Source organism: Pseudomonas sp. Y24-6, from assembly GCF_020295325.1.
Taxonomy (GTDB): Bacteria; Pseudomonadota; Gammaproteobacteria; order Pseudomonadales; family Pseudomonadaceae; genus Aquipseudomonas; species Aquipseudomonas gregormendelii.
In genome coordinates, this window is record NZ_JACBXG010000001.1 from 639,331 (window position 1) to 652,166 (window position 12,836).

A 12,836-nucleotide genomic window follows, 5' to 3' on the forward strand; every position below is an offset into this window, starting at 1 on the left:
ACGCCGGGGGCTTTGAGCCCTGTCGACGCGGCGAGCAGTTACGGGGGGTCCGGAACGACTTGTCGCGTCATTACTCCCCGGTGAGCAATTGTTCGTCGTCTGGTGCCATGGAGTTCGAGTTTCTTCGGCGATCCACCAGCACCCAGCTTCCGTCGTACAATTGCAGCGGGAAACTTTCGGTCCTGCTCTGGCGTCGTTCGACGAATCCTGTAGCAGTGTTCGTTCGGCGCTCCATCCCCAGAAGGTCACAAACGGCCCGGGCCAGCTCCGCCAAAGGAAACGGCTTGAACAGGATGTGACTGACTCCAAGTTGCCGGGCCCGCTCACAGACTTCAGCGGTTGGGTGCCCTGTAATCAGTACACAATGACAATTCCTGTTCTGGCGGACTTGTTCGAGAACGTCAAAACCTTCCATATCGGGCAAGCGGTAATCGAACACCATCACATCGGGGGCAAAATCAGCGGCTTCGCCGATGGCTTTGGCACCTTCGTGTGCTATCCGGACTTCCAGCCCTTGCGCCTGCAGGTAATCCTGGAGGTTTTGTGCAAGGAGCTGTTCGTCTTCAACAACCAGTACTTTGTTTAGCAAGGTGGACTCCTTGTAACCGCAGGTCCGAATCTCGAACCTGGCAGAGTGCCGCCTCAATCAGGCTAACGCACACTTCATGCCAGACTCGGCGCGGATGTTTTCACCACTGCATGTAGTTGATATTCATGAAAAACCTTTTTTGTCCGAGCACACCACCGCCAAGTGCCCCCCAAAGCCGGGGCAAGTGCACGGATTCACCCTGAAGCTTTTCCCCACTATTGGGGAACAAACTTCAATCGTCGTCAATCCGTTCAATTCGATTGCTCGACCGCAGCTGCGCAAGCACTTCGCCACGAATGGCCACCTGTTGCTGTCGAGCAAGGTAAGCCCTGACCATTTCCAGTCCCTGTTCTTCTGAGACATCGGCGGGCTCGCTACGGTTCTGTAAATAAATGAGGTGCCAGCCCACCGGAGTGCGTACCGGCTCGCTGAGGTCACCCGGTGCCATGGCAAAGGCTGTCGCTTCGAATTCAGGGAACATGCGGCCCTTGGGGAAATATCCCAGGTCCCCGCCGCTGCTGGCGGAAGCATCCTCTGAAGCACTTTTGGCAATACTGGCAAATTCGGCACCGTTAACGATTTTCAACCGCATGTCTACCAAGCGTAGACGCGCTGCTTCAATTGTCGCGGTATCTGCGCCTTCAGGGACCTTCACCAGGATATGCCGCGCCTGTACTTCCTCGGGCCGGCCCATTTCGCTGCGGTGTTCCTCGTAAAAAGCCCGCACCGCTTTCTCGTCGGGCTCGGCCACCTTGGTCAGTTCGGCAAATACCTGCTGCGCCGCCATGTCACGCCGGGTGTACTCGATGAAGCTGGCTTCGTCAAAACCGGCATCGTTCAGGCGCCGGGCGAACACCTCGGGGCCGCCGATGGCCTGGCGAGCCTGGTCGACCTGGCCCTGCACCTGTGCATCGCTGATCACCACGCCGCGCTTGACGGCTTCTTGCCACAGCAATTCCTTGTCGATCAAGGCGTCCAGGGCCTTTTGCCGCAGTTGCTTGTAGGCCTTGGGATTGCGAATGCTGCCCAAAGCCCGGCCCTGGTCCTCGAGGAACTCGGCGAAATAGCGTTCCAGGCGAAATTCGGATATTTCCTCGCCATTGACCCGCGCCGCGATCGGGCCGGTGCTGGCGTAACTCACCGGCACCGACAGGGTCAGCAGGAGCAACCAGGTGTTGAGTTTCATGATGAGCCTCCGTTCAGGGCATCGCTGCTATCGGTCTATAGGGCGCTACCAGGTAGAAACGCTGGTCAGGCAGATCCACGGTCACCACATGGGCGCCGCTCAGGCCCAGGCGGCGGCCAGGGCCAAAGCTGATCAAGGGCGTCAGCCCGGTATCGAAGTCGTGCAGGCCTTCGAGGGCGTCGACCAGCTTCTCGCGGCTGGTGTCGCGCCCGGCCTGTTTCAGGCCCTCGCTGAGCAGCAGCATCGAGCTGTAGGCGCCCACTTGCAGCACCGCGTGCTGGCCGCCCAGGCCCTGGTTGGCGCGCACCTGCGTCAGGGCCAGGCGGCCAGCAACGGTCCAGTCACTGGGCACAAACGGATACGCCAGGAACACTCGCCGGGAAAAACCACTGGGCACCTGCAGCAGGTCCCCCGCCACCTGATTCGAGGTGGCAAACAGATACGGCACCTGCCCGGCCACTTGCAGGCGCTCGGCCAGGCGACTGAAACCGGCCCCGCTGCCCAGGTAAAACACCGAACGCGAGCCTAGCGGCACTTCTTCGCTGGCCGGGTCGTAGGCTTGCAGGCGTACTTTCTGCCAGGCGTGATCCTGCAGATACCGGCTCAGGTTCTGGGCCGCCAGGCGCTGGCCGGCTTCGTCCGGGTAGGTGATCAGCGTGGGCCCCTGCAGCACTTTGAGCTGTTCGGTGGCGTAGTCGGCCAAGGCGATCAGTTGCTCGCGCAAGCCCGGCAAGGGCTCGAAAATCTGCCGGCTCGCCTGGACTGTTCCCAGCAGAGACAAGGGACCGATCAGCGGCACGCCGGCGCGTTCCAGACGAGTGGCCAGGTCTGCGTCCAGTGCCGGCACCAGGGGCGCGATCAGGGCGAATACCTGTTCCTGGTCAATCAGGCGGTCCAGCGCCTGCGCGGCACTGGCGCGGTCCGGCCCCGGGTCGAGAATGGTCAGGCGCAGCTGCCGGCCGTGGATACCACCGGCTTCGTTGATACGCGCCACGCTGCCCTTGAGCACCGCCGCCACCGTGGCCCCCTCCTCGCCCAACGGCCCGGAAGCTGGCAACAGCGTACCCAGGTGCACGGTGGCCGGGTCGAGGCCAGGGTCGCGGTCTTCGGCCACGCGCTTGAGATAGGCGGTGAGGTTGCGCTGATCGTTCATCGACAGGACAAACCTGGGCATCGCCGGGTCGAGTCGATTGTCGCCGGGATCGCGGCCTTCCTGAATGGCTTTGGCCAGGCTGGCGTCGGTATAGGCCGGGTAGTCGCGGCCGTTGACCTGTTGCTGGCCATAGGTGCTGCTGAGCCGCGGCCAACTCAAATCCGGCGGTCGCACCCCGCCTTCGGGTCGTCCCACGCCGTCGGCGCCATGGCAATTGGCGCAAGGCAGGCTGGTGGCGGGCAGTAGCATGCCCGCCGCACCGACCCGCGCCATGATGGGCTCGCCACTGGCCGACAGCCCCTCGCGATACAGCCGTTTACCGGCGCTTTCGCTGGGGGTCAGCGGCAGCGCCTGGGCGCCGAGGTGCAGACCGCACAGGAGCAGCAGGCCGAGGACGAGGGAGGTTTTCATGGCGCGCGCTCAACGGCCGACCAGGGGCATTGTCAGCAACTGCAAGCGCTGGGCAATGGCGGCGGCCGGGGCATCGGGACGAATCTTGCTCCAGCGCTTGTTGGCCACGTCACCGACGATCAGTTGCGTGGAGTGCTGTTCCGGGGTCGGCACGATCTGGCCGATGCGCCCCAGTACCAGGTCCATCTGGGCCTTGTCGCCCGTTAGAAAAAGCCAGTGGGGGTCTTCTACCCCTTGTTTCAAGGTGTAAGCCTTGAGTACCGCCGGGGTGTCCCGCAGCGGATCACTGGTAAGGGAGATAAAGGTGATGCCCTCGGCCTTGTCGCCCAGGACTTCGCGAACTTCCTTGAGTTTTTGGGTGATCAGCGGACAGGCATCATTGCAACTGGTGAAAATCACGTTGAGCAGCACCACCCGGTTTTGCAGCGCGTCGCTGTAGAACCGCAGGGTCTGGCCATTCTGGTCCTGCAACGGGGTGTCGGTGAACCAGGTTTTGGCGTCGCGCGTGCCGCTGGCCGGTTGCGCGGCGGGCGTGGCGGGCGTGGCAGGTGCGGGTTCCTGGTGGCCCTCATGGGCAAGCGCCAGCGAGCTGAAGAGGCCCAGGCACAGGCTCAAGGCGATACGGTCGAAAGTCCTCATGGGTGCTGCTCCATGGCAATGGCGGTGTGTTTGGCGTGGGCATTGCGTTCGCCGCTGAGTTTTTCCACTTCGCGGGTGAGCACGGCCGGGTCGGTGAAACCGTAGTAGCGGGTCCAGTGCCGGCTGTTGCCATCGCCCACCAGAATCAGCGGCGCATGGCTTTTCAAGTCGCCGTTGAACGTGCCCAGGCCCTTGAGGGTTTCAGCGACCGACTGGGTAGAGCCGGTGAGCCAGCTCCAGCCGGGGCCGTTCTGGAACGAGCGGGCGTATTCATTCAGCCGCTTGGCATCGTCGCGTTGCGGGTCGATGCTGATCGACACCAGCTGCACCTCGGTGCCGACCCGCGCGCCGAGTTGCTTCTGTACCTTGCCCATGATCGAGGACACCACCGGGCAGACCGTGGTGCAGCTGGTGTAGATGAAACTCATGACCACGATCTTGTTGCTCACCAGGTCTTGTTCCAGGCGCACTGCTTTGCCCGTCTGGTCCACCAGAGCAACGTCGGCGAACTTCACCTGGGCGCTTTCGGAGGTAGCACTTTTGGCGGGCATGTCATGGCCGGCATGTTCATCCGCCGAATGGGCCATGGCCTGGCTGATGCCGGCAGCAAGCAGGCACAGCGTCAGCATTGCGCAGGGTGCGAATCGATTCATGTCCATATCCTCTTCAGTGTGCAGCGCCCGGGACCACCCGGACGCTGGCAAAGGTCTTGTCGTCGAAACTCGCGCCAAGGGACGCCGCACGCACGTGCAGGTACCAGGCGCCGCTCTGGTCGAGGGTCACCGGTGCTTCGTACACGCCGTTGCCCACTTCCAGCGCCGCTAAGGTCTGGGTCTTCGATGACGGCGCGCGGAAGTAGCGCACCCTCACGTCCTTGACCCCGCTGCGCTCGACTTTCTGCTTGCCCTGGACGATGCGAAAGCGCACGACGTAGGGAGCGCCCAGGTCGGCGGTGGATTTATCGAGCATGAATTCCACTTTGGGCACGCCCGCGTGCAGGGCAACCTTGTCGTTGGGTTCCACCTGCGCGGTGAAGCAGTGAATGATGTTCGGCTGGTTGAGCAGGAAGGCCACGTCGAAACGCCCCGCCACCGGCAGTTTGATGCGCGCGCTGTAAAGCCCGGGCTCGTCCTCGCGCAAGCTGCGATTGATCACCAGCGCAGCCCGCGCCACTTGCCCGCGATTGGGGTAGCCGGACATCGGCGCGTTCATGCCTTCGGCGTAGAAATAGGTGGTGTTGTCCACCGGGTTGACCACGAACACTGCGTTGTCATCGCGCGACACCGCCAGGCTCGACGCCAGTGGCAGGTCCCCCGCCAGGCGCGGAGCCTGGGGGCCGGCTTCGAAACCCTGGGTGATCGGCTTGCGACCCTCGCCCAGGGAAGCCAGGTTGATCATGGTGACCTTGGCCGAGGCCAGGCCGCGAATGTAGGCGTAGGCCTTGGTGAACACCACCTGGAACGGTTCGGCGGAAACGTCCAGGTCATGGATCAGGGAGTTGGTCGCGGCGTCGATCACCGAGGCCTGGTTCTCCAGGGTATTGAGTACGATGGCGAAGCGTCCATCGCTGCTGAACCCCATCGGGCCCAGGCCCTGCTTGAGCTGGATCACCCGGCGCACGGCCAGGCTGGCGCTGTCGATGACCGTGACAGTGCCGTCCTTGCCGTCGGCGACATACACCGCCTGGGACAACGGCGAGTAGGCCACGGACAACGGGTGCGAACCGGTCTTGAGCTGCTTGCTGAGGGTCAGGGTGGCGATATCGATGATGCTCACGGTGCCGTCATCGCGGTTGCTGACGAAAGCCTGGCGGCTGTCCTTGCTGAAGGCGATTTCGTGGTGCCCGGCGCCGGTGGCCAGGTGCTTGAGCGGCTTGAGGCTGCGTGCGTCGATCACCGTCACGCCGGACGCCTCGGCGCTCTTGGCGTTGTTGCCAACCCACAGCAGGCGTTCGTCGGGCTGCAGCGCCACGCGCACCGGGTTGCTGCCGGCGGCAACCGAGTCGATCACCTTGAATTGCTCGCTGTCGATCACGGCGACTTCGCCGGCCGTGGGCATCGAGACGAACACTCGTTTGTTGTCCTTCGGGGTGACCCAGTCCATCGGGGGTTGCTTGATGTCGATGCGCGCCATGGTGCTGGTGATGCCTCCCACCGAGACCGAGGGATCGACCACCATGACGCTGGCATCGCGGTTCATCACCAGCAGGAAGTAGCTGTTGAGGTCAAGCAAGGGCCGTGCGCCGATGCTCGATTTTAGGAACACCCCGACCCGGGACTTGCAGCTGCGTTCACGGCCCTGGGCCTGGTCCGCCGCCACGGTTTCCGGGTCGAGCCAGGCCCCCGGTGCCACGCCGGCCAGGGGTTGGCCGGAAGCGCTGTCGGTGATCCGGAATCGCACGTCGGCAAATTCACCTTCGCGCAGCACACCGTCTGCGGCCAAGGGGCGAACCTGCATTGCCACCGACACGCCGTCACGTTCGAGGATCTGCTGGCCGTCGTCAGCAGTGCTCGCCGCGACCGGATTCTGGCTGGCGGGCTGAGCCGCCCTGGCGGGCGAACTGGCGTTGGCAGACCAGGTATTTGGCAGTGCGATCTGGCTGAGCATGTCTGGCGGCATGGTCTTCCACACCCCCAGCCAGATCAGCGCCACCCCGACAACCAACGCACCTGCGATGACCTTGATGTTCCTGTTCATTCCCCTCTCCCCTTACAGATCTGTGCCTGCCTGTGCACTGTCGCTCTTGCTTCTGCTCGGTGCTTTTGCCCTGTGGGCCCACCCTGGTGTTGAGGGTGTGGCCCATGACTCCATCGCGAGCAAGCTCGCTCCTACTGGGCTGGCGGCGCCGGTTCCGCTTCGTTGGTCACCCGCAGCAATCCCCACAAGCCGGAGGTATTGCCGTAGGCGCCGTAGTCGCGGTACAGGTAGTCACCCGGTATCGCATTGCTGCCCCCGGCACTTGGGTGCATGAAGCTGAAGTGCGCGGCCGGCAGGATGCTTTCCCGGGCGCCGATGTACATCGACATCGGGTTGTAGCCGAACCGCACCGAACCCACGCCCGGGGTGCCCGTCGGGTAGCCACCGGTGTCGCTCTTCTCCGACTGGAACGGGTTGACAGACCACACGTGACCGTCCAGCTGGAAGGTCGTGCCACGGCTGCCACCGGTCGGCAACAGGATGTGCGTACGGAACGGTTGCCCCGGTTTTGCATAGAGCACTGGTGTCTGTGGATCGCCGCCGATCAACGCATTGCTATAGGCCATGTGCGCGTTAGGTACGTCACCGTAGCCGGCACCACCGGCGTGACCGAAGGGTGCATCCGGCGCCAGTCCGAAGCGGAACCACAGCGGCTCGGCCTTGTAGTTGATGGCCATGCTCGAGTTGTCCTGCGGATCGTTCGGCACCCCGAACCCTTCGGCCGCAATGCCTTCCACCGGCCGGCCGTTGGCCCAGCGCATGTTCAAGGCTTTCTGCCAGACCATCGCGAAGTCGCGGTATACCGCCTGCCCTGGCGCCGTGACCGTGGCGTTGGTCTTGCGGGCGTCTTCGACCCAGGTCGCGCCGATCGGCAGGATGGACATTGCCCCACCCAGGCCTTTCTGCCCTTGCTTGATCACGTCCGCCGGGGTGATGTTCAGGCCGCCGAACTCCACCGCCGTAGCGTTGATGTTGTCGACACTGCGGCCCAGTTGTGTCACCGGCTTGCCCTCACGCTCCAGGTGCCCGGCGTAGTACTGGTAGGTACGAGTCGGGTAGGCGCCGGTATTGCCGACCCGTGGTGGCACGGTCTGGATCGGGTTGGCGCCGACGTTGACGCCGTCGGACTTGGTGATGTCGTACGCCAGCAGCTGGGCATGCAGGCCCACATGGCTGGACGGCCGGATCAGATTGTTGCTGAAGATGGTCGAGCCCTGGCCACTGTTGCGATCACGCTTGACCAGGCCTTGCACCGCAGCAGTCTGGGTCAGGTCGGGCATGACCAGCGGCAGGCGGTTTTCCAGGGTGACGTTGATGCAGTCACCCGCCGCCGCACGCAATACCAGCGGCTCTACCGGTACGCCGGGTTTGAGCTTGCCGGTGTTCGGGTCGAGGTCGGACTTGCGCACGTACAGGATGGCGGTCGGGTCATGCAGCGGCCCGCTTTGCCCACCGATGGTGATGGTTTCGCCATCTTCAGGATCGGTCACCGTGACCTGCGGGATGTTGACCGTCCGCGAGTTGAACACCAGGGTGCCGCCCGCCGGATTCAACGGGCCGCCGACGTGCTGGCCGAGACCGGCAGGATCGCCGATGGTCAGGTTCAACGGGTTGCGCAGGATGTCATTGGCCAGCGCCGCGACCACTTCATAGTTGCGCTGCACGGTCGGCCGGGTGCCGATGCCGCTAGGGTTGGCGCTGATCCGTGGGCACGAACCCTCGTACGCCACGGTGTTGCGCATGCCCGCCGGTTTAGGGTTGTTCGGCAGCGCGAACAGGTCGCTGCGCTGGGCCGTGTAGTTGCGCATCACACCCCAGATACCGTTCCAGTAACCCTCGATGGAGGCATCCATGGAGTACAGGTAGTCACCCGTGGTCGCCGCCGAACTGGAGAGCATCGAGACCGGTGCGTTGAAACCCATCTGCTCGGAGATGCCGACCATTTGCGAGGCGCGCCAGCCGGAGTTGGAGCTCATGCCGAAGCCGGAACCGCTCTGCAGCCATTTCACCCCGTGCAGGGTCACGTTGTGCTCCTCCTCATGGCCGCCGGCATGCAGGCGCAGCCGTACGTTGTCACCGGTATAGGTGCGCAGCATCGGGGTGAACGGGTCGCCAGGTTCGGCGCCGCCACGGTTGATGTGCGGTGGGAACAGCGTGGTGCCGCCGGTTGGGCCGGTCGCCGAGGTGACCAGGTTGGGCGCCAGGTTCATCGCAGCGATGGCACGGTCGGTACGGCTTTGCATGGCGTACGCGAGGTCGCCCCCCAGGCCGTCCGCCTGCATGCCGCGCTTGCCGTCAGGGCCGAGTTTGTTCGGGTCATACACCCGCAACGCCAATGGCTCGTTGCGATAATTGACGACGAACATGCCCGGGTCATCCACCGAGATAGCCTGCGGGCACGGCCGGGTCGGGCAGCCTGGGACCATGCCGCCCTGCACTTCGATGATGCCATCCAGCAGGTTGCTGGCGTTGTTGCGCACAGGCGGGTTGATGGCGTAGCGGAAGCTGTCCGCAGTGGCCGGGAACGCCGTCGGGTTGGGCACGCCATTGGGGCCCGCGCCCACGTACACACCGGCTTCATAGGCGTGCTGGAAGTCGCTGTACTCAAGGAAGAACTCGCGGAAGCTGTCGTTCTTGCCGTCGCCGTCCAGGTCACCGGTGGACACCACCGCTTGCCACGAAGTCGGTCCGCCGTCTTGCCGCGCGCCGCTGTACAGCTGCTCGCCGGTCTCGGCGTGGAACCAGGTGGAGCCGGCAGGTTCAGCCAGCACGGTGGCGTACAGGCCAATCTGTTGGTGAGTCGATGGGCCGAGGTGGTCGTGGGTGAAGATGGTCCCCAGGCCACGGTCGACGCCTTTGGTATTGACCACCGGATCGACGAACCAGCGCTGCATTGCCGTCCGTGCCCCGACCCAGTCCGCCCGACCGTATTGACCGAAGAACGGATGGTTCTTGGCTTTCGGGCAGGCCGGCGTGCCGTCACGCGGATCAGCGCCAAGGCACTGGTTGAACTCGCGAATGGCGTGGATACGCTCTTGCACGGCGCCTGGGGAGAGCACGCCATCTTCGTAGTTCCAGCCGTTGGCCGAGCCGTCGGCCGCCGTCAGGTCCCATTTCGGCAGGTGGATATGCTGGCCGATCACGTCGGTTGGGGTGCGCACCTGATAATCGTCCATCTCATAGGTGGCCGGCACCAGGTTGGTTTGTTGGTACTGCACGCAGTCGAACGTGTTCATGCGCATTACCAGCGGTTCTGGTGGGCGCTGCTTGGTGATCACCGGCCAGGCGTCTTCCCACAGGGCCAGAATGCGCGCTTGCGGGAAGTGGTAACCGACCTTGTTGTACACCGCATCGAACTGGATATTCGCGGCTTTGTAGACCCTTGGACGGTCGGCAGTGAAGGTCGATGAACCGGTGTAGGACATGCCGTCGATACGCTCGCCGCTGGCAAACTCGCCAGTACCGGCGCTGCTGGTCAGGCGTTTCTGCCGGTCATCCATGCAGGGTTCGTAATAAGGCGCGCCGGCAATGGGCAAGGCGCCATTGGTGCGGAAGGCCCGTGCCACGATCTGGTTGCCGGGCAGCAACGCGTAGCTTGGGTGGTCTTTCTTGGCATGGAAGGCCATCGCTGCCTGTTCCACCTCAGTGCCCTCTTCCGGCATGTAGATGGGTTTGGCGCGGGTCACTTCCTTGGAGAAATCCAGCGAGGTGGTAATGGTGTTCGCTTCACCGCCCGCAGAGAAGCCGTCCAGCGAGTGCCGGCCCAGGCCGCCATCCCAGCCGCCGGATTGCGCCGGATCGAGGTTGGCCCACAGGGCGTTGCCGCTGGTTTTCAAGGCCTGGGCCTTGGCTGCATCGAGCATGTCCAGGGGCGGGGTCGGTGGGCGTTGGCCGACCGATGTTTCCATGCCGCCGATCCAGAATGGATAGCCAGGGTTTTTCAGGCTGCCATCGGCATTGCGGTTGGCTTCGCTGCGATCCACCAGGGCCAGCGAACCGATGGCCTGAGCACCACCGGTGCCACCTTGGTGGTCATCATCGTCGTCTTCGTCATCGTCATCGTCGTGACCGGCCACCAGGGTTTCACCGATTTTAGGCACGACCGCGACCTTGCCCGGCATCGGCGCCATAGCCTTGCCGGGCAGCGGCACTACCGCTGGAATCGGGGTACCGGCGATGATCTCGCCATCAGGCAGGGCCCGGGCACCCGCCGCGGGTTTACCGCTACGCAGGGCATAGGGCTCGCTGTGGTAACCGTCGTCGCCTTGTTGCGAGACTTCGAGTTTGGTGCCTTCTTCAAACACGTCATGCACCCGCCACATGGCCCACATGCCCTGGGCGAAGTGCGGGTAGAAGTGGCAGTGATAGATCGCATCGCCGGCCACGCGGTTGCGGTTGCCCGAGCCACCGTTGGCGATTTCATAGGTGTAGCCGGCGCCCGGGCCAATGCCCTGGGCATCCACGTAGTCGGAGTTGTCGTCATTGGGGTTGAACAGCCACTGGTGCCCGTGCAGGTGGAAAATGTGCTGCTCGTGACCGTTGTGGGTGTTGCGGAATTTCACGAAGTCGCCAATGTAGCTGTGGTTAACGTTGGACGGCTCAGACGGGTACAGCGCCATGGTGGCCTTGACCCCAATCTGGTCGGCGCGCGGGGTTTCCCCGGGACGAATGTTTTCCAGGCCAGCGTTGGCCGGCACATCCACCAGCATCGCCACGTCGCCAACGGTGTGCGAGCTGAGGAAGAACTCTTCGTAGGCGCAGGACAGACAATCGTGCATCGGCCCGACGCCGAGGCGGTTGGCGACCACTTCGGCACCCATGCCGCCGGAGCCATAGTTGATCATGAACGAATCGCGGGTCGGTTCCAGCACGTGGGCCATCACCGGGTCTGCCCAGTAGGCGGGGAATGCCTGGGTGGCCGCGGTTTCATCCTGGAACTGCGAGGCGAAATCGCGGAACGGTTCCAGCCGGTTGGGCAGCGCCGGGTTGCGTTTGCCAATGGCTTCCAGGGGGTAGGTCGAAGGCGGGAAGCTGCCGTCGGCGTTGCTGCCCATGACGATCGCGTCACTCTCGCTGGAGATGATTTCGTTGCCGTCGACCATATTGATAATCGGCGTGCCGGCCTTGCCTTCACGGATCCACGGCTCGCGCTGCGGGTAGCGTGCCTGGTAATCAACGATCGGTTGTCCGGTCGGTGTGCGCCCGGTGCTGGCCAGGCGCATCTCTTCTTCAGTCACGGTGTTGCGATAGGTGCGGCCGCCCTTGGGCACTACCACCACTTCGCCGAACAGGCCATTGGCGACGTTACCGGCAGCGCCTTCACCACCGAAGGTGGCGCCACGGCTGCTGGCGGCGAAAGCGCCTTCGCGTTCGGCATACAAGGTATAGGAGCGGCTTGCGCCGGGGGCGACCAGGGTGTTGGCATTGCGGCCGGTATAGGAGGAAATGTCGTCGATGCTGTTAACCGCCTGCATGCCGTTGACCTGGAAGCCGACATGGCGGTCCGTGACCTGCTCGTCGACCTTGAAGTCATCGACTGCACCGATTTCAACTTCGCCTTCGATTTCCCCTTGTTCTTCCTCCCCGCCGTCATGACTGCCGGGGTTGGCTTGATAAGCCAGCAGGTTCTGCAGGTTGATGGTCAGGCAATCACCGGCTGCCACGCGCAGCACCAGGGGCCGCGGACGCTTGTCGGGCCGCAGCGAGACCTTGCCCGGCACCGCTGTGCCACCCTGGGCCAGTGACCTGTTGTGATCGTCGACCACATCGCGACGCAGGGCGAACATCATGCCGTTGACGTTCTGTGCGCCGAGTCGGTTGAACATCAGCGGCTGGTCCAGCGCCACGACGTTTGCCACCAGATTGCGCTCGCAGCGCAACGCGGCCTGGGCCGTTTCCAGGCCGAACATCGGCACCAGAAACAGCAGCAGATTAAGCAGGTGATGAGCGTTGGGTTTGCCGGTCATGATCACGGACCTCGGTGGGGTGCTCATTGGGAATACGTCTCGTCAAAAATCACTTCAGCAATCGCCATGCCATAAAACTTTTTGTTATTTTTCAGAAGGTTATACGGACGATTTGATAAGTCGGGGGAAATCCCCCACCCATTCCCCGGTTTGCGGGTTAACCAATGCCTGTCGGTTTTCCCCACAATTGGGGAA

The 12,836-nt window shown here is 63.4% G+C and carries 7 protein-coding genes; all 7 read right to left on the minus strand.

The window, feature by feature from the left end:
* Positions 1-70: 70 nt before the first annotated feature.
* The 7 genes from HYI44_RS03025 to mnxG all read right to left on the minus strand — a co-directional run bounded on the left by HYI44_RS03025 (position 71) and on the right by mnxG (position 12,641).
* Entirely contained in the window at positions 71-589 is a 519-nt protein-coding gene (locus HYI44_RS03025) for a response regulator (RefSeq protein ID WP_122838451.1), read from the minus strand.
* Between the two features lie 232 nt (positions 590-821).
* A complete protein-coding gene (locus tag HYI44_RS03030) occupies positions 822-1,775 on the minus strand; it encodes a peptidylprolyl isomerase (protein WP_201149764.1) in 954 nt (317 codons plus the stop codon).
* Between the two features lie 13 nt (positions 1,776-1,788).
* Entirely contained in the window at positions 1,789-3,339 is a 1,551-nt protein-coding gene (locus HYI44_RS03035) for an ABC transporter substrate-binding protein (protein WP_225568723.1), read from the minus strand.
* A 9-nt stretch (positions 3,340-3,348) separates the two neighbouring features.
* Positions 3,349-3,978 (minus strand): SCO family protein, encoded by a 630-nt coding sequence (locus tag HYI44_RS03040; protein WP_122838448.1) that lies wholly within the window; start codon positions 3,976-3,978, stop codon positions 3,349-3,351.
* Positions 3,975-4,631 carry an SCO family protein gene (locus tag HYI44_RS03045; protein ID WP_122838640.1) on the minus strand — a complete coding sequence of 219 codons (657 nt, stop codon included), beginning with the start codon at positions 4,629-4,631 and terminating at the stop codon, positions 3,975-3,977. The genes HYI44_RS03040 and HYI44_RS03045 overlap by 4 nt, the downstream gene beginning before the upstream one ends.
* Before the next feature lie 13 nt (positions 4,632-4,644).
* The gene (locus HYI44_RS03050; RefSeq protein WP_225568724.1) at positions 4,645-6,675 is read right to left on the minus strand and encodes a YncE family protein; all 2,031 of its coding nucleotides are present in this window, start codon (positions 6,673-6,675) and stop codon (positions 4,645-4,647) included.
* Between the two features lie 131 nt (positions 6,676-6,806).
* Entirely contained in the window at positions 6,807-12,641 is a 5,835-nt protein-coding gene (mnxG, locus tag HYI44_RS03055) for a manganese-oxidizing multicopper oxidase MnxG (RefSeq protein ID WP_225568725.1), read from the minus strand.
* Positions 12,642-12,836: the final 195 nt, after the last annotated feature.

Bases quoted from the DNA above. Each gene is read 5' to 3' on its own strand.
- HYI44_RS03050 (WP_225568724.1), bottom strand. From the start codon at position 6,675: ATGAACAGGAACATCAAGGTCATCGCAGGTGCGTTGGTTGTCGGGGTG.
- HYI44_RS03030 (WP_201149764.1), bottom strand. From the start codon at position 1,775: ATGAAACTCAACACCTGGTTGCTCCTGCTGACCCTGTCGGTGCCGGTG.
- HYI44_RS03040 (WP_122838448.1), bottom strand. From the start codon at position 3,978: ATGAGGACTTTCGACCGTATCGCCTTGAGCCTGTGCCTGGGCCTCTTC.
- HYI44_RS03045 (WP_122838640.1), bottom strand. From the start codon at position 4,631: ATGAATCGATTCGCACCCTGCGCAATGCTGACGCTGTGCCTGCTTGCT.
- mnxG (WP_225568725.1), bottom strand. From the start codon at position 12,641: ATGACCGGCAAACCCAACGCTCATCACCTGCTTAATCTGCTGCTGTTT.
- HYI44_RS03035 (WP_225568723.1), bottom strand. From the start codon at position 3,339: ATGAAAACCTCCCTCGTCCTCGGCCTGCTGCTCCTGTGCGGTCTGCAC.